Origin of the sequence: Comamonas koreensis (assembly GCF_021026195.1) — a bacterium.
Taxonomy (GTDB): Bacteria; Pseudomonadota; Gammaproteobacteria; order Burkholderiales; family Burkholderiaceae_C; genus Comamonas; species Comamonas koreensis.
The window spans coordinates 961,912-979,292 of the sequence record NZ_JAJNCT010000005.1 but is presented as its reverse complement, the minus strand read 5'-3'; the positions used below and the strand labels follow the sequence as shown (position 1 = coordinate 979,292).

The following is a 17,381-nucleotide window of genomic DNA, read 5'->3' as shown; positions in this document are numbered from 1 at the left end:
GCGAAGCGGCGTCTGCGGTTCTGACTGATGGTGGAGGCGTCGGGCACTTTGTCCGTCAAGCGCAGCCCCAACAACCAGCGGTAGGCGACATTGACTTGCACCTCGCGCATGAGCTGGCGTTCGCTGCGAATGCCAAAGAGGTAACCGAGCAGCAGCAGCTTGAACAGCATCACTGGATCAATCGCGGGGCGGCCATTGTTGGCGCAGTACAGGTGCGCTACCCGCTCGCGGATGAACGACAGGTCAATGGCCTTGTCTATCTTGCGCACCAGGTGTTCGGCGGGTACCAGCGATTCAAGTGTCACCATCTCCAGCTCATGCTGGTAGGCGCTTGGTTCTTTAAGCATCGCCCATTATGAACAAACCCACCGTTTTATGGGTGGGTTTGTCAGCAGTCTGAGGCCTTGTCTTGCGACAAGGCCTTTTCCTTTTGGGTAGCGCGGGCAGCCGCTGGCAATCAGGCTTGCTTGGGCTTGAAGGCGGTGATCACAAAACCATCCACGGCCTGACCGGCTTCCATGCGCAGTTCCACATCGCGGGTATCGACCTGGTCAAAACCGGCAGCCTTGGCCAGGCGCACGGTGCTGCTCAAGGTGTGGGTGTAGCGGCCAAAAGGCTGCAGCTGGCTGTCCGGGCCGGTCACGTCGCCGTGCTCGCAGGAGAAGATCAGCACGCCGCCCGGGGTCAGCACACGATAGGCATCGGCCAGCGTTTGCTGCAGGTCGCCGATATAGATCAGCACGTCCAGCGCGGTGATGGCCTCGAAGGTGTTGGCCGGCGTGGCAGCCAGCGCCTCGAGCAGGTTGACCTGGTGGAACTTGAAATAGACCTTGTGCTTGGCCGCTTGCTCCAGCATCTTGGCCGACATGTCCACGCCCAGGATATAGCCGTCAATGGCACCCAGCGTAGCACCCAGCAGGCCGGTGCCGCAGCCTAGATCCAGCAGGTTGAAGCGGCGGTCCGGGTAGATCTGCAGCAGCTGGTCGGCCACCTGCTTGGGCAGGCTGTAGGCCAGATGGCGCACCATGTGCATGTCATAGACCGAGGCCATGCCGTCGAACATGTGGGTAGTCAGCTCGACCGGTACATGCGCGGGCACCTGGCCCTGGGCCAGTTGGTGGTAGTACTGGTAGATCTTGTCATCGGGCTGCAGCGCCAGCAGTGCGGTGGTGTCCGGCAGGGCCTCTTGCATGGTGCCGCGCGCTTGCAGCATCTGCACACGGCCAATGCGCGAAAGGTGGTCGCCCGGCTCTTCGTCGATCAGCGGGCCAAACACGGCCAGCGCGTCGTCGTACTGGCGCACCGTACCCAGGTCGACCGCCAGATGGCGGCGCAGCGTACGGTCACCTGGGATCAGCTCCAGCGCGCGGCGCAGGTGGCGGATGGCCATCTCGGTATTGCCGATGCGGTGGGCGATATCAACGACACCGGCAATCACGCGGGCATTGTTGGGCTCCAGCGCAATCACTTTCTCGGCGGCAGCCATGGCATCGTGCTCGCGGTTGTGGCGTGCATACAGCAGGGCTTGCTCCAGCAGACCAGGCGCCCAGTCGGGTGCCAACGTCACACCGCGCTGCATCGCATCGAAGGCACCTTGGAGGTTGCCCGACTTCTCTGCCATCAAACTGGCGAGCACAAACAGGCGTGCATCGCGGGGTGCACGCTGCCGTGCGTCATTAAGGGTTTGGGCGGCACCCGTGAGGTTGCCCACAGAAATCTGGTGGCGGGCGGTTTCGAGGAATTTGCGAATCGGATCGACAGGTGCTTTTGCGCTCATGGAGTAACTGCGGGCGAGCCCGTAAACGTGGCTGTGAATTCAGTAAAGCCTTTGATTATCCGCCATTTGACGGTGCAACGTGTTTCGGGACGTTCTGCACCCTGCGATAATGCCGCCTCCATGAAAAACATCGTCATCCTGATCTCCGGCAGCGGCTCCAACATGGCGGCCATCGTGCGAACCGCGCAGCAAGAGCGCTGGCAGGAGACCTTGGGGGCGAGGGTGGCAGCGGTCGTCAGCAACAAGGCCCAGGCCGGCGGCCTGCAGTTTGCCCAAGAGCAGGGCATTGCCACTGCCGTGGTGGACCACAAGGCCTATGACAGCCGCGAAAGCTTTGATGCAGCGCTGATGCAGTGCATCGACGCCCACGCGCCTTCGCTGGTGGTGTTGGCCGGTTTCATGCGCATTCTGACCCCTGGCTTTGTTGCGCACTACAGCGGCCGGCTCATCAATATCCATCCCTCTCTGCTGCCGGCCTTTGCCGGGCTGCACACCCACCAGCGCGCGATTGATGCGGGTTGCAAATTTGCTGGCTGCTCGGTGCACCAGGTGACGGCCGATCTGGATGCCGGTCCCATTCTGGAGCAGGGCCTGGTGCCCATTTTGCCGGGCGATACGGCCGAACTGCTGGCCGCGCGCGTGCTGGTGCAGGAGCACCAGATCTACCCCAAGGCGGTGCGCTCGCTGCTGCAGGCGTGCTGAGCACCAACCCGCTTTGTCAAACCGGGTCAGGTGTGTCGGTCTGTGGCGTATAAGCCGCAAACCGGGGCTGGCGCTGGCCGTTGATTTCCACATCCTCGCTGAACATGGCCGCTGGCCGCACCCACCAGCCGTAATCGCCATATAGGGCTTGGTAGACAACCAGCCATTCTCGCGTCTCGCTGTGCTGCGCCAGCTGCCAGACTTGGTAGAGCCGGCCCTTGTAGTGGCGGTAGAGCCCGGGCGAAATAGCTGGTGCTGGCATAGGGTGCTGTTCCATAATCCGAAAAATAAACAAGCCTAGCAGACCGAATGGCATCGCTGGGCAAGAACTTATTCGGAGGGTGGGGTGGAGCAGATCGATTTTGTGCAGCGGGTCGATGCCTACACGCAGGCCGCTGCGGACGACCCGGCCAGATTTGACCGCCATGTCCTGGGCATGACCTTGCTGGCAGGGCTGTGGATCTGGGGCGGTCTGCTGCTGGGCCTGGCCTTGCTGGCCTGGTCAGTACTGTCCTATGTCTACCAGGGCTTTTACGGCCTGCAGATCTTTGGTTTTTTCGCGGGTATGGCGCTGCTGATCAGTGTGCTGCGCCTGACCCGTTCCGACTGGGTCGTCCCCGAGGGCATCGCCGTGCCCGCCGCTGAATGCCCGCGCCTGTTTGAGGCACTGGAGCGCGTGCGCCAGAAGCTGCGCGGGCCCCGCATCTCGCATTTAGTGATCACTGAAGACTACGGCCTGCGCATAGCGCAGCAGATGCGGCTGGGCGGGCTGCTGCCGGCACGCTACCACCTGCTGCTGGGCCTGCCGCTGGCGATGGCAATTGACCGGCCCCGCCTGGTGGCGATGATTGCGCAGGAATACAGCCATCTGCGCCGCCACCAGGGATGGCTGCAGGCGGCGGTCTACCGCGCCCGCCGCCGCCTGCAAAGCTTGCATGAGCGGCTGGCCGATGCGCGCCAGATGACGCGGCTGGGCTGGGCCAATGAACGCTTTATGCGCTGGTACTTGCCGCGTTGGTGGGCGGCCAGCTTTGTCGTGGCGCGGCAGGACGAGACGGTGGCCGACCGCATGGCGGCCCGCTGGGTCAGCAAACCGCTGATGGGCGAGGCACTGTCCGAAGTAGCGGTGCGAGGGCGCTGGTTCCGCGAGCAGTTCTGGACCATGCACTGGCTGCGCGCGCGTGAGCTGGCCTCGCCGATGGGGCCCTTCAGCCTGATGGCGGGTGTGATGAACCACCGCATGGATGTCAACTGGGTCTACCAGGGCTGGAAACAGGAATACCATGCGCCCGCCAGCTACCAGGACACGTTCCCCAGCCTGCGCGAGCGCCTGCGGGGCCTGGATGTACCTCCCGGCCTCACGCCGATGTCCAGCAGCAACTGCCTGGCCTGGCTGGGCAAGCGCTCGGAGCGCTGGATCGAGCTGCTCGACCAGCGCTGGTGTGTACGCCATGGCCATGACTGGCTGGCCTACCGCAAGATCCTGAGCGCCTCGGCCGCACGCGTGGCTGCGCTGATGCCGCGCGAGCCCTACCTCGATGCCGACCAGCTGGTGGAGCTGGGCTGGCAATTGCAGAGCACGGCCTTGCAGCACCACGATGCCCCCTTGCCCATCTACCAGCGCGCGCTGGAGCTGGAGCCCGGCAATGCCCGCGCGCTGGCTGCCTGCGCCAGCCTGCACATGGGCATGGACTGGGAGGCACAACTGCAGTACCTGGCACAGGCCTTTGCACAGCTGCCGGCCATGGGCGCGGCCTGGTGCCGGCTGGCCATGGGCGTGCTCGATGTGCTGGAAGACGAGGATTTTGACGAAGCCTCGGTACGCCAGCTGCGCAGTGACTGGCGCGAGCGCGAGGCACTGGCCCGCACGCAGCTGCAGGCCTTGCACGATGAGCGCCTGGCGCTGGGCAGCCTGCTGGGCGCGCGCGCCTGCACCGCGCTGCCGCATCCGCTCTGGGCCTCCGAGCTGGCCAGCTTGCAGATCCACTTGCAGCACTGCCCGCGCTTGCGCCGGGCCTGGCTGCTGGCGCGGCCCTTGCGCAGCATGCCCGATGCCTATGCGCTGGTGCTGGTGCTCGACCGGCCCGGCGTGCACTACCAGGACAACAAGCGCCTGGAGCTGCAGTGGCGCGGCTACCTGGAGCGCGAGCTGCTGCTGTGCAAGCTGATGCCGCTGTGGATCACCCATGTCGATGCGCTGGGCCCTACAGGCCTGAGGCAGCTGGCGGCCATGCCCTGGGGCCTGGTCCATGACCGCGCGGAGCAGCCCGCTGGCGCGCGCAGCGGTGCCGGCACCTAGAACAGCTTCTAAGCCGGGCCTGGTGCCCGGATACTGGCGCAATGGGACAATAGCGGCTATGCATCCCAAAGCCCTTTTAGATGCCTGCGCCGAGCTGGTTGCGCAGGCCCTTACTTTTGAACACCCGGCCGACGCCGTGGTGTCGCGTTATTTCCGTGAACACCGCAACCTGGGGCCGCGCGAGCGTGGCACCCTGGCAGAAACGGTTTACACCGTGCTGCGCAAGAAAACGCTGTTTGAATCGTTGGCACGCTCGGGCAGCGGCGCGCGCGAGCGCCGCCTGGCCATTCTGGGCTTTGCCGGCCCGCGCAGCTTTGTCAAAAGCGCGCTCAGCGACCAGGAAGTGCAATGGCTGGATGACTGCGACGCGATTGCGCCGGACAGCCTCATGCCCCAGCACCGCCACAACCTGCCCGAGTGGCTAGTGGAGCCTTTGCAAGCCCAGGTGGGTGAGCAGTTCGAGCAGCTGGCCGCCAGCATGCTGGAGATGGCACCGCTGGATCTGCGCGCCAATGCCTTGCTGACCAAGCGCAGCGAGCTGCAAAAAGAACTCAAGCAGGCGGGCATCCAGGCCGAGCCCACCCCGTACTCGCCCTGGGGCCTGCGCGTGGCGGACAAGCCTGCGCTGTCGCGCCTGGACGCTTTTGTCAAAGGCCGTGTTGAAGTGCAGGACGAGGGCTCGCAGCTGCTGGCCTTGTTGCTGGATGCCAAGCGCGGCGAGATGGTGACCGACTTCTGCGCCGGCGCTGGTGGCAAGACCCTGGCCATTGGCGCCACGATGCGCAGCACCGGGCGTCTGTACGCTTTTGATGTGTCGGCCCACCGCCTGGAGGCGCTCAAACCGCGCCTGGCCCGCTCGGGCCTGTCCAACGTGCATCCGGCTGCGATTGCGCATGAGCGCGATGAGCGGGTCAAGCGCCTGGCCGGCAAGATGGACCGTGTGCTGGTCGATGCCCCCTGCTCGGGTCTGGGCACCCTGCGCCGCAATCCCGATCTGAAATGGCGCCAGAGCCCCAAGGCGATTGAGGAACTGACGGCCAAGCAGACCGCCATTCTGGCCAGCAGCGCCCGCATGGTGAAATCCGGTGGCCGCCTGGTCTATGCCACCTGCAGCATCCTGCCTGCCGAGAACGAGGCGATTGCCGAAGCCTTTGGCGCCGCCCACCCGGACTTTGTGCCGCTGGACGCCGGCGAGCTGCTGGCAGGCCTGAAGGTCGAGCAAGCCGCCAGCCTCTGCAGCGGTGGCGACAGCGGCAGCTTGTACCTGCGCCTCTGGCCCCACCTGCACCAGACCGATGGTTTCTTTGCCGCCGTCTGGCAGCGCAAGTAACTCAGTCTTTCCAGCCCAGCAGGCCCAGCCAGTTGGCCACACTGCGCCAACCGGCACGCCAGCCCGCATAGGCCTGCACCTGCACCAGCAATTGGGCGGGCTGCAGGCCTTCTGCTTGCAGCCAGTACCAGCCTGCATGCGCGCCATTGCAGTGCGGGGCCTCCTCCGCCACCAGGCGCAGCGCGCTGTGCCAGGGCGAGCTGATCTGCAGCTGCCCGGCACGGCAGTACAGGCTGCTGCCCGCTTCCAGATACAACCATTGGCCCTGGCCTGCACGCAAGGCCAGGCTGCTGCTGTGGCTGCCGGGCTGCGCCGGGGCGCTAGCCTGGGCCTGGATGGCGGCTGTACCTGGCAGGGCGGTGGCGAGGCGGGCGGTGGTGCTGGAGGTGGTCATTTTTGCGCTTTCCTGAGCGTTTCAGAACAGGGCTCTAGCGTAAAAAAACGCCGCCCAACGCAACAGACACAGTCGCGGCCAGGGTCGGGCAGAACAGCGCAAGCACAAAGCAGCTGTTCTGGTTCAAAATCGCAGTTTCTGTATCTGTTCTGTCAGGGTTGAACCTGAGACCATAGCGCTGCTTAGGGAAACCTCGTCTTGGCCACTGCGGTGGCACCGCCACCAGGCGATGGACAGGTTTCCAGAACCAGGAGTCCTGCTGTGCCGCTGTTAGAAGAAAGTCTGTGTGACATCCCCGAAAGCCTCGTGGCGGACGCGGCGGACAGCCCGCCCGCGGACGATGCCTTTCTGTACGAGCGCATTGCGGCGCATTTTGAGCAGGCCATTGCCCAGCAGACTTTGGGCGTGGGCGCACGCATGCCCTCGGTGCGCGATATCCGGCGCCAGCACCATGTGAGCCACAGCACCGCGCTGCAGGTGCTGCGCGTGCTCGAATCGCGCGGCCTGATCGAGGCGCGGCCCCGCGTAGGCTATTTCGTCAGTGATACGGCCTTGCAGATGCCCGCCGCGCGCGAGCCCCAGCAGCTGGGCCCTTTCCCGATGCAGGACCACCGCTTTGAAGGCATTGGCGAGCGCGCGGCCGAGTACCTGAACAAGGCACGCCTCAAGGGGCCGCTGAAGGTGGACCTGGGCAGCGCCATGCCGGCGCCCGAGCTGTTCGACGCCAAACTGCTCAACCAGCTGGCGGTGGCCTTGCTGCGCGAGCAGCCCCAGATCCTCGTGCATGGGCCTTCGGCGCCGTTCACCCATCCGGATTTCCAGGCCTCGATGGCGCGCTATGCGCTGGGCTTTGGCGTGCGCCTGGCGCCGATGGACATTGCGGCCACCTTTGGCAATTCCGAGGCGGTGAACCTGGCGCTGGATGCGCTGACCCAGCCGGGCGATATGGTGGCGATTGAATCGCCCACCTTCTACGGCATCCTGCAGGCCATCGAAGCCAAGAAGCTGCAGGCGCTGGAGATCCCGTCAAGCCCGCACACCGGCATGTCGATCGAGGCGCTGGAACTGGCCTTGCGCACCCATCCCAACCTCAAGGCCGTCGTGGTGGTGCCCCATTTGCAGATGCCCCAGGGCGCCACGATGCCCGACAGCCACAAGAAACGCCTGGTGGCCCTGTGCCGTGAGTACCGGGTGGCCCTGATCGAGGACGATATCTACCGCGAATTTGTCGAATCCGACGAGGTGCTCAAGCCCTGCAAGGCCTGGGACACCGACGGCTCGGTGATCTATTGCTCCTCGCTGTCCAAAAGCTATGCGCCGGGCTTGCGCCTGGGCTGGATGAATGCCGGGCGCTGGCAGGAGCGGGTGCAGATGATCAAGTTCGCACGTTCGCGCAACCTGCCGGTCTGGCCCCAGCTGCTGGGTGCGCGCACGGTGGGGTCGCCATCTTACATGCGGCATCTGGTGCGGCTGCGCCAGCAGCTGCGCGTGCAACGCCAGGCCGCTGCGCAGGCGGTTGCGCGCTATTTTCCGATTGGCACGCGCCTGAGCCTGCCGGCCGGCGGCCTGAGCATCTGGCTGGAACTGCCCGAGCAGATCTCGTCGAGCCGCCTCTACGACGAGGCACTGGCCATCGGCATCCGCGTGGCGCCTGGCGATATGTTCAGCAATACCGGTCACTACGACCACTTTTTGCGCTTGAGCTGCGGCATGCCGTTTACCGAGGTGGTGGACGAGGCCTACCGCAGCCTGGGTCGCATGATGCATGCGCAGCTGGGCCTGCCGCCCAGGGCTTGATGCGGGCTCCGGTCAACGAAAAACCGGACGCAGAAAAACACAAAGGACACCGAGGTGTCCTTTGTGGTGTTTGCATGCCACCAAGTGAATGGTGGCCTACAGGCTGATTACTTCAGCTTCACTTCCTTGTAATCCACATGCTTGCGAGCCTTGGGATCGAACTTCGTGATCAACATCTTTTCAGGCATTGTCTTCTTGTTCTTGGTGGTCGTGTAGAAGTGACCGGTGCCGGCTGTCGATTCCAGCTTGATTTTTTCGCGTCCGCCTTTGGATGCCATGGTGATACTCCTTAAGCTTGGCCACGTGCGCGCAGGTCTGCGAGCACAGAATCAATACCGTTCTTGTCGATCAGACGCAGAGCGGCGCTGGAAACACGCAGGCGAACCCAGCGGTTTTCAGTTTCCACCCAGAAACGGCGGTATTGCAGGTTCGGCAGGAACCGGCGCTTGGTTTTGTTGTTGGCGTGGGAAACGTTGTTTCCCACCATGGGCTTCTTGCCCGTTACTTCGCAAACGCGTGCCATCAGGACACTCCGAAAGTTTTAACAGCTGCTTGCCCTGTCTGCCTCGTCAAAAGCAGCGCGGCTTGCAGCCTCACCTCGCCAATCAAAGGGTGGCGGTAGCCCATGTTCACAGCAGGCCTGCCCCTGGTGCAAGACCCTGGATCAACCTGCCGTAGTTTCCTGTTCACGCGCCGGGGATTGCGAAATAGCAAAAGGCGGCAAGCAGCAAAGCCAAGGATTATAGCCCGAAAGCAAAATTCGGGCTATCCCCACCGCGGGTCGGCTTATTCCTGTTCCAGGAAGCGCTGGGCATCCAGCGCGGCCATGCAGCCCGTGCCCGCGCTGGTAATGGCTTGGCGGTAGATGTGGTCTTGCACGTCGCCGGCGGCAAAGATGCCGGGCACGCTGGTTTGTGTGGCAAAGCCGCCACGGCCCATCTGGGTCACCAGGTAGCCGTTTTCCATCTCCAGCTGGCCTTGGAAGATGTCGGTATTGGGGTGGTGGCCAATGGCGATGAAGCAACCTTGCAGCGCGATGTCTTCGGTGTGGCCGTCTTGCGTGCTCTTGATGCGGATGCCGTTGACGCCCGACTGGTCGCCCAGCACTTCATCGAGGGTGAAGTGGGTCTTGAGCTCGATCTTGCCTTCCTGGACCTTCTCCATCAGCTTGTCGACCAAGATGGGCTCGGCCTTGAACTTGTCGCGGCGGTGCACCAGGGTGACCTTGCTGGCGATGTTGGACAGGTACAGCGCCTCTTCCACGGCGGTGTTGCCACCGCCGATCACGCACACCGGCTGCTCGCGGTAGAAGAAGCCGTCACAGGTGGCGCAGGCCGACACGCCACGGCCCATGAAGGCCTCTTCGGTGGGCAGGCCCAGGTACTTGGCCGATGCGCCGGTGGCGATGATCAGGCTGTCGCAGGTGTAGGTGCCGCTGCCGCCGGTCAATGTGAAAGGGCGCTTGCTGAAATCCACCTTGTCGATGTGGTCGAAGATGATCTGGGTCTTGAAGCGCTCGGCGTGCTCCAGGAAGCGCTGCATCAACGCGGGGCCCTGCACGCCCATCACGTCGGCGGGCCAGTTGTCCACCTCGGTGGTGGTCGTCAGCTGGCCACCCTGGGCCATGCCGGTGATCAGGACCGGGTCGAGGTTGGCGCGCGCTGCATAGATGGCGGCCGTGTAGCCCGCAGGGCCCGAGCCCAGAATCAGTACTTTGGCATGTTGGTGGACGGCAGACATAGAACTCCTATCGCATTCATGGGGGCAGATGCGGGGCATCTGCGAATCATTCAAGGGGGCTGGCTCGCGCGCAGCAAAACATGAAAGAGTATCAAACACTACGGCCCGCCTGTGGATGGCTTGTGTCAATGTCCTTGATTGTTGCAAGTCATCGCAGGCCCGGGGCCGGCTGGCACCCGCACCGCGCAGCAATGACAACAATCGTTGCTTCGTGCTGGCGCAAGGAAGGGATTGTAGGAAGATAGGTAGATTACAAAATGTTGCGTATTGTCTGGTGGCAGGGGTGCAGGGGCAGCGCAGGACAACGTTTTTAGTGCATGAGAGCCATGTTTTTATTGCTTATTTTTGCAAATCTCCAGGCGTTCCCCTTGCGTTGGCGGGTTGACGTCCGCTGCCCTTCCTCCCGCACTTTGTCTGAGCCACCCCGTCGCACCGGGGCATCACCCGGCCCCAGGCGCCTGGCCTGCTATCGAATTTGCAATCCGCTTAAGGTAAGCTCTCGCTCCTAGGTTATGGCTTACTCATCAAAGAAATCAAAGACAGCACCCCAGACCGGCCATTCGCTGGTGATGGGGGTTCGCCGTTTTGGGCACGAGCTGGTGCTGATCGTCAGTTTTTTACTGATGGCGTTTTGCGTCGCGGCCATGGTCAGCTACTCGCCCCAGGACCCGGCCTGGTCCACCTCGGGCACCCAGGTCGCCGGTGACGTCAGCAACTGGATGGGGCGCCTGGGCGCCATCGTGTCTGACGGCGGCTATTTCATGGTCGGTTTCTCGGTCTGGTGGCTGGTGGTGGCTGCGGTGCTGGCCTGGTTCTCGTCGCTGGCCCGTTGGCTGCGCGCCGGCGAGGCTCCGCCCAATGATCCGCGCCCGCTGTGGCTGCGCCGCATGGTGTTCTGGGGTGGCCTCGTGGTGTTGCTGCTGGCCAGTGCGGCGCTGGAGTGGTCGCGCCTCTACCGTTTTGAGCCCATCCTGCCCGGCGCTGCCGGCGGCGTGCTGGGCTTTTTGCTGGGCCCGCTGGCCGAGCGTTGGATGGGCTTTACCGGCTCGGGCATTGTCGGCGTCATGCTGCTGCTGCTGGGCCTGTCCTGGATTCTGGGTTTCTCCTGGGGCCAGATTGCCGAGAAGGTGGGCGCCGGGATCGAGCGCACGTTGCAAAAGCTGATGCTGCGCCGCGAAGCCGCTGCCGACAAGGCTGTCGGCAAGAAGGCAGCGCAGGCGCGTGAGGCCGAGGTCAGCAGCGCAGCCCCCGCTCCAATGGCGTCGCGCATGGAACCCACCGGCGATGGCCTGGACAGCATGCTGCCCGCTGCGCCGCGCAGCGCGGCCGCCGATGCGGGCCTGCACATCGCCCAGCCGCTCAAGCCCCAGGCGCAGCCCAGCGCCCGTGTGGTCAAGGAACGGCAGAAACCGCTGTTCAACGAGCTGCGCGACACCCGCCTGCCCCAGGTGGACCTGCTCGATGCCGCGCCCAAGACGCAGGAGAGCGTCTCCTACGAAACCCTGGAGATGACCAGCCGCCTGATCGAGAAAAAGCTCAAGGACTTTGGCGTCGAGGTGCGTGTGGTCGAGGCCGCACCCGGCCCGGTGATCACCCGCTACGAGATCGAGCCAGCCACCGGCGTCAAGGGCTCGCAGATCGTCAACCTGGCCAAGGACCTGGCGCGTTCGCTGTCCCTGGTATCGATCCGCGTGGTGGAGACCATCCCCGGCAAGACCTATATGGCGCTGGAACTGCCCAATGCCAAGCGCCAGACCATCCGCCTGACCGAAATCCTGGGCTCGCATGAATACCACGACGCCAAGAGCCTGCTGACCATGGGCCTGGGCAAGGACATCATCGGCAAGCCCGTGGTGGCCGACCTGGCCAAGATGCCGCATGTGCTGGTCGCCGGTACCACCGGCTCGGGCAAGTCGGTGGGTATCAATGCGATGATTCTGTCCGTGCTCTACAAGGCCGAGGCCAAGGATGTGCGGCTGATGATGATCGACCCCAAGATGCTGGAAATGTCGGTCTATGAAGGCATTCCGCATCTTCTGTGCCCGGTGGTGACCGACATGAAGCAGGCCGCCAATGGCCTGAACTGGTGCGTGGCCGAGATGGAGCGCCGCTACAAGCTGATGAGCAAGCTGGGCGTGCGCAACCTGGCGGGCTACAACACCAAGATCGACGAGGCCAAGGCACGCGAGGAAAGCATCCCCAACCCGTTCAGCCTGACGCCCGAGTCGCCCGAACCTTTGCAGCGCCTGCCGCATATCGTCGTGGTGATCGACGAGCTGGCCGACCTGATGATGGTCGTCGGCAAGAAGATCGAAGAGCTGATTGCGCGCCTGGCACAAAAGGCGCGCGCCGCCGGTATCCACCTGATCCTGGCCACGCAGCGCCCCAGCGTCGATGTGATCACCGGCCTGATCAAGGCCAATATCCCCTCGCGTATCGCGTTCTCGGTGGGCTCCAAGATCGACAGCCGCACCATCCTGGACCAGATGGGCGCCGAGGCGCTGCTGGGCATGGGTGACATGCTCTACATGGCCAGCGGCACGGGCTTCCCGGTGCGGGTGCACGGCGCCTTTGTGTCCGATGAGGAGGTGCACCGCGTGGTCAGCTACCTCAAGGAGCAGGGCGAGCCCGACTATATCGACGGCGTGCTCGAAGGCGGCACGGGCGACGGTGATTCGGGCTTCGGCGATGACGAAGGCGGCGGCAGTGGCGAGAAGGACCCGATGTACGACCAGGCGGTCGAGATCGTGCTCAAGGACCGCAAGGCCAGCATCTCTTACGTGCAGCGCAAGCTGCGCATCGGCTACAACCGCTCGGCCAACCTGCTCGAAGAGATGGAGCGCGCCGGCCTGGTGAGCGCCTTGACCGGCAGCGGCCAGCGCGAAGTGCTGGTCGCCCACCGCCCTGGCGGTGAAGAATAGCGCCATTGCCGGTAAACATTCGCAAAGCCAAGGCCTTTGCGGCCCCCAGCGGGCACTTGTAGCCCGCTGCCGCACTCCAAACCCCTTGTTGGCCTGAAAGGGCCCATGCATTGGCTTTGTTCGCAAAGCCCGAAAGGATTCACGATGAAACAATGGATCGCAGCAGCCGCACTGGTCAGCCTGGCCGGTTGGGCACAGGCCGATGGCCTGCAAAGCCTCGAAAAGTTCATGACCAGCTCGCAGGCGGGCGAAGCCCAGTTCACGCAGACGGTGACATCGCCTGCCAAACAGGGCCAGGCAGGGCGCGTCAAGACCTCCAGCGGCAGCTTTGCATTCCAGCGGCCGGGCAAGTTCAAGTTCATCTACCAAAAGCCGTTTGACCAGACCATCGTTGCCGATGGCTCGGTACTGACCGTCTATGACGCGGACCTGAACCAGGTCACCCAGCGCCAGCAGAGCAAGGCCCTGGGCCAGACGCCTGCCGCGCTGCTGGCGTCGGCTTCGAGCCTGCAGGCGCTCAAGGCCGAATTCGATGTCAGCAGCCTGCCCGAGGCCGATGGCCAGCAATGGGCCCAGGCCATCCCCAAGAACAAGGACGGCCAGATCAAGCAGGTCAAGGTCGGCTTCAAGGGCGATGAACTGCAGACCCTGGAGATCGAGGACGGCTTTGGCCAGCGCTCGGTGCTGCGCTTTGTCGGCTTCAAGGCCCTGCCTTCGCTGCCGGGCTCGGCGTTCGAGTTTGCGATCCCTTCTGGTGCGGAAGTGATTCGCCAGTAAGCGGTATTCAGCATGGGCTGCACAAGCCGCGCGGCCATAAAAAAAAAGGTGTTCACCATCGCGGTGAACACCTTTTTTGCTGGGCAGCCGCCGCAGTGGACGGCTGTGGCTGTCGTTTACAGCGCCATGTCCGGCACCTTCTTCAGGTCCTTCATGTTTTCATTGGGCTGCACACCGGCTTCGACGCCTTGCAGGCTGGGCGAGGCAATCGCCAGGTTCAGCGCTTGCTCGGTGGCCTGCCATTCCTGCTGCAGCAGCGCAGGGTTCTCGTTGAGCTTGACGCCGTAGCTTGGCACGATCTTGCGGATCTTCTCTTGCCATTCGGCGCTCTTGACCTTCTCGGGGAAGGCCTTTTCCAGCAGGGTCAGCATGATCGCTGGCGAGGTCGAGCCGCCTGGCGAGGCACCCAGCAGCGCGGTCAGCGAACGGTCCTGGGCGACCACCACTTCCGTGCCGAGCTTCAGGATGCCGCCCTTTTCGGGATCGTTCTTGATGATCTGCACGCGCTGGCCGGCTTCCCACAGGCGCCAGTCGGCGTCCTTGGCCTCGGGCATGTAATGGCGCAGCGCGTCCATCTTCTGCTCCTTGTTCAGGCTCAGCTGCTGGGCCAGGTACTTGACCAGTGCAAACTCGTTGACGCCCACTTGCAGCTGCGGAATCACGTTGGCAAAGGTGGTGGCCTTGGCCAGGTCGAAGTAGGAGCCGTTCTTCAGGAACTTGCTCGACCAGGTCGCGAATGGCCCGAACAGCAGCACGCGCTTGCCGTCCAGCACACGGGTGTCCAGGTGGGGCACGGACATCGGAGGCGAGCCGGTGTCGGCCAGGCCATAGACCTTGGCCAGATGGCGCTCGGCAATTGCGGGGTTCTCGGTGACCAGGAATTCGCCGCCAACGGGGAAGCCACCGTAGACCTTGGACTCAGGGATGCCCGACAGCTGCAGCAGCGGCAGGGCTGCGCCGCCGGCGCCGATGAAGATAAAGCGTGCATCCACCGTCTGGATCTTGCTGCTGTCCTTCATGTCAAAGGCAGACACGCGCCAGGAGCCATCGCTGTTGCGCGTGATGGAGCGCACTTCCTGGCCGGTGCTGAGCTTGAAGTTGGGCTTGGACTGCAGGTTCTTGTAGAACTGGCGCGTGATCTCGCCCAGGTTCACGTCGGTGCCCAGTGGCGAGCGGGTGGCGGTCACCACTTCGGCAGGGTCCCGGCCTTCCATCATCAGCGGGATCCATTCCTTGATCTTTTCCGGATCGGTGGAGGATTCCATGCCGGTGAACAGCGGCGAGGCTTCCAGCGCCTTCAGGCGCTTTTGGATGAAGGAGCGGTTTTCTTCACCAAACACCAGGTTCATGTGTGGCGTGGAGTTGATGAACTCGCGCGGATTGCCCAATACGCCCGTGCGCACCTGGTGCGACCAGAATTGGCGCGACACCTGGAAGTTTTCATTAATGTTAATGGCAGAGGAAATCTGCACATTGCCATTTTTATCCATCGGTGTGTAATTGAGCTCGCACAGCGCCGAGTGGCCCGTGCCGGCATTATTCCAGCCGTTGGAGCTTTCTTCGGCGACCTGGTCCAGGCGCTCGAACAATTCATAGGTCCAGCCGGGTTCCAGCTCCTGCAGATAAACACCCAAGGTGGCACTCATGATGCCGCCACCAATCAGCAGTACATCGACCTGGCGGTCCGCTTTTTCTGCACGGTATTGGCTGCCAAAGAAATATTGGTAACCCACCACGCCTGCGCCCACGGCCGCTGCCGAGGCGACAAACTTGCGGCGGGTGAAGCCCTTCTTGGGCGCCTTGGCAGCGGAGGCCGCTTGGGGATTTTCTGTTGGATTCGTCATTGCTGAAACTCCACAAATTTTTGGATTTTGACAGTGTTGTCGTTAAGGACCATGAATAACCATGGTTTAAGCAGGCTCAATGTCTCTCCGATTCTTGGTTGCCTGTTCTGACGGTATTGAGCTGCTTGGCTTAGGCGGTTCTAGATAAGGGTGCCAATGAATATCCGAGGCCGATATTAACGGTGGCTTTGTATATCCATTGGGCAGGAAGTGGTTAATCAGTGATCACGAGCGCACCGGTATTTGGCGGCGTGCCAAAAACCAGTCGGCCAGGCCGGCGCAGACCACGGTGGCAGCAACGGGAGTGACCCAGCCCAGGCCCAGCGCGGCGCCAGGCAGGTGGTCCAGCCAGTCGGGCAGGGCGCCGGTCCATTGCAGCGCCTTGGCGCCGTCGACCAGGCCAAATACCAGGGCCACCAGCATCACCGGGATATAGACCCGTGCCGGCTGCTGCCAGCGCTGCAGCAGGCTGAGCGAGACCAACGCAATCGCCGGTGGGTAGAGGGCGACCAGCACCGGGCCGGCGATCTCGATCAGCTGCGCCAGGCCCTGGTTGGCCACTGCGGCGCTGAAGATGCACAAGGACAGTGCGACGCTGCGGTAGGAGAAGCCGGTCAGTTGGCTGAAAAAGCTGCTGCAGGCGCTGACCAGGCCTACGCCGGTGGTCAGGCAGGCCAGCAGGATCACGACGGCAATCAGCCAGATGCCGGCACTGCCAAAGCGGTGCTGCACAAAGGCGGTGAGGATCTGCACGCCGGTGACGGTGTTCTGCGCCAGCTCGCCACTGGTGGCGCCCAGGTAGCACAGCGATATGTAGACCAGGCTCAGGCACAGGGCTGCAATCAGCCCGGCATAGATGGCGTAGCGGGTCTGTTGGCGGGAGTCGACTACGCCGGCGCTCTTGATCGCGTTGACGATGACAATGCCGAACACCAGCGAAGCGAGGGCGTCCATGGTCTGGTAGCCCTGCACAAAGCCTTGGGCAAAGGCGGCCACTTGGGTGCTGTAGTCGGGGCTGGCCGTGCTGTAGCCACCCACGGGTGCCAGCACCGCCATGCCGCCCAGCGCCAGCAGCGCGGCAATCAGCAGCGGGGTGATGAGCTTGCCCAGCGTGTCCATCAGCTTGCCGGGGAACAGCGACAGCAGCAGCACCAACGAGAAATAGACAATGCTGAACACCAGCAGCGCAATCGAGGTATTGCCGACAAAGGGCGCAATGCCCATCTCGAACGAGACGGTGGCGGTGCGCGGCGTGGCAAAGAAGGGGCCGATCGTCAAATAGATCGTCGTGGCCAGCACCAGGCCGGCGATGCGGCCAATGGGTTGGGTCAGCTGGTCCAGCCCACCGCCCACGCGGGCCAGTGCCACCACACCCAGCAGCGGCAGACCCACGCCCGTCAGCAGGAAGCCGGTCGTCGCGCCCAGCAGGTTCTCTCCTGCAGACAGGCCGACCAGTGGCGGGAAAATGATGTTTCCGGCCCCCAGGAACAGGGCAAAGGTCATGAAGCCGAGGGCGATAATGTCCCTGGTTTTCAGTGATTTCATAATGGCTCTTGGTTCTTGCTGGTTAGCGCCCACTTAAGGAGGCTGTACCCAGCGAATGGAGTCGCGGAGACGGGCATCAGAAAAGGATGGCACCACAGGGGGCGCTGCTACCAGGCGCTGAGCCTGCCTGCATGGCGCAAACGCTGCCTGCATGGCGGCCATGCCAGGGGCATGTCAAGCGGGCTGGCCCTTGACAAGCAGGGCCGCTGGCATCTGATACAAATTGAATCCGTATAAACCCTTATTTTCTGCGAA

Annotated in this window: 15 protein-coding genes; 6 read left to right on the top strand and 9 right to left on the bottom strand. The window is 63.3% G+C overall.

The genetic code is table 11. The annotated features are described in order from the left end of the window. Together LPW39_RS06765 and LPW39_RS06760 are read right to left on the bottom strand one after the other, a co-directional pair. Nucleotides 1-347 (bottom strand): transposase (locus tag LPW39_RS06765; protein ID WP_230772863.1); only part of this gene is annotated, 347 nt, incomplete at its 3' end. Nucleotides 348-457: 110 nt separating this feature from the next. Next, entirely contained in the window at nucleotides 458-1,777 is a 1,320-nt protein-coding gene (locus LPW39_RS06760) for a methyltransferase (protein WP_230772862.1), read from the bottom strand. 120 nt (nucleotides 1,778-1,897) lie between these two features. Here LPW39_RS06760 and purN point away from each other — a divergent pair, with 120 nt between their 5' ends. Beyond that, a complete protein-coding gene (gene purN / locus LPW39_RS06755; protein WP_230772861.1) occupies nucleotides 1,898-2,479 on the top strand; it encodes a phosphoribosylglycinamide formyltransferase in 582 nt (193 codons plus the stop codon). Between the two features lie 16 nt (nucleotides 2,480-2,495). Here the strand turns inward: purN and LPW39_RS06750 are convergent, their stop codons facing one another. Continuing rightward, a complete protein-coding gene (locus tag LPW39_RS06750; protein WP_230772860.1) occupies nucleotides 2,496-2,741 on the bottom strand; it encodes a DUF1653 domain-containing protein in 246 nt (81 codons plus the stop codon). Between the two features lie 84 nt (nucleotides 2,742-2,825). On the opposite strand from LPW39_RS06750, the gene LPW39_RS06745 reads away from it, so the two are divergent. Both LPW39_RS06745 and LPW39_RS06740 read left to right on the top strand, forming a co-directional pair. Beyond that, nucleotides 2,826-4,778, top strand: coding sequence for a tetratricopeptide repeat protein (locus tag LPW39_RS06745; RefSeq protein ID WP_230772859.1), 1,953 nt, complete (start codon nucleotides 2,826-2,828; stop codon nucleotides 4,776-4,778). Between the two features lie 58 nt (nucleotides 4,779-4,836). Further along, nucleotides 4,837-6,108, top strand: coding sequence for an RsmB/NOP family class I SAM-dependent RNA methyltransferase (locus tag LPW39_RS06740; RefSeq protein ID WP_230772858.1), 1,272 nt, complete (start codon nucleotides 4,837-4,839; stop codon nucleotides 6,106-6,108). A 1-nt stretch (nucleotide 6,109) separates the two neighbouring features. Here LPW39_RS06740 and LPW39_RS06735 read toward each other — a convergent pair whose 3' ends face one another. Continuing rightward, nucleotides 6,110-6,502 (bottom strand): hypothetical protein, encoded by a 393-nt coding sequence (locus tag LPW39_RS06735; RefSeq protein ID WP_230772857.1) that lies wholly within the window; start codon nucleotides 6,500-6,502, stop codon nucleotides 6,110-6,112. Nucleotides 6,503-6,808: 306 nt separating this feature from the next. Between LPW39_RS06735 and LPW39_RS06730 the strand changes: the two genes are divergently transcribed. Continuing rightward, nucleotides 6,809-8,299: an aminotransferase-like domain-containing protein gene (locus LPW39_RS06730; protein ID WP_230772902.1), complete on the top strand. Its 1,491-nt coding sequence runs from the start codon at nucleotides 6,809-6,811 to the stop codon at nucleotides 8,297-8,299. A 107-nt stretch (nucleotides 8,300-8,406) separates the two neighbouring features. On the opposite strand, the gene rpmG is transcribed toward LPW39_RS06730, so the two are convergent. From rpmG to trxB, 3 genes are all read right to left on the bottom strand, one after another. Continuing rightward, nucleotides 8,407-8,577 carry a 50S ribosomal protein L33 gene (gene rpmG / locus LPW39_RS06725; RefSeq protein ID WP_021026858.1) on the bottom strand — a complete coding sequence of 57 codons (171 nt, stop codon included), beginning with the start codon at nucleotides 8,575-8,577 and terminating at the stop codon, nucleotides 8,407-8,409. 11 nt (nucleotides 8,578-8,588) lie between these two features. Then, nucleotides 8,589-8,822, bottom strand: a complete 234-nt coding sequence (rpmB, locus tag LPW39_RS06720; protein ID WP_021026859.1) for a 50S ribosomal protein L28 — start codon at nucleotides 8,820-8,822, stop codon at nucleotides 8,589-8,591. A 263-nt stretch (nucleotides 8,823-9,085) separates the two neighbouring features. Next, nucleotides 9,086-10,039 carry a thioredoxin-disulfide reductase gene (gene trxB, locus LPW39_RS06715; RefSeq protein WP_230772856.1) on the bottom strand — a complete coding sequence of 318 codons (954 nt, stop codon included), beginning with the start codon at nucleotides 10,037-10,039 and terminating at the stop codon, nucleotides 9,086-9,088. A gap of 512 nt (nucleotides 10,040-10,551) precedes the next feature. On the opposite strand from trxB, the gene LPW39_RS06705 reads away from it, so the two are divergent. Both LPW39_RS06705 and lolA read left to right on the top strand, forming a co-directional pair. After that, the gene (locus LPW39_RS06705; RefSeq protein WP_407928794.1) at nucleotides 10,552-12,960 is read left to right on the top strand and encodes a DNA translocase FtsK; all 2,409 of its coding nucleotides are present in this window, start codon (nucleotides 10,552-10,554) and stop codon (nucleotides 12,958-12,960) included. A 144-nt stretch (nucleotides 12,961-13,104) separates the two neighbouring features. Further along, nucleotides 13,105-13,737 (top strand): outer membrane lipoprotein chaperone LolA, encoded by a 633-nt coding sequence (gene lolA, locus LPW39_RS06700; RefSeq protein WP_230772855.1) that lies wholly within the window; start codon nucleotides 13,105-13,107, stop codon nucleotides 13,735-13,737. Nucleotides 13,738-13,853: 116 nt separating this feature from the next. On the opposite strand, the gene mqo is transcribed toward lolA, so the two are convergent. After that, entirely contained in the window at nucleotides 13,854-15,581 is a 1,728-nt protein-coding gene (mqo, locus tag LPW39_RS06695) for a malate dehydrogenase (quinone) (RefSeq protein WP_230772854.1), read from the bottom strand. Between the two features lie 225 nt (nucleotides 15,582-15,806). Then, on the bottom strand, nucleotides 15,807-17,126 hold the full coding sequence (gene brnQ, locus LPW39_RS06690) for a branched-chain amino acid transport system II carrier protein (RefSeq protein WP_230772853.1): 1,320 nt from the start codon (nucleotides 17,124-17,126) through the stop codon (nucleotides 15,807-15,809). Nucleotides 17,127-17,381 lie beyond the last annotated feature (255 nt).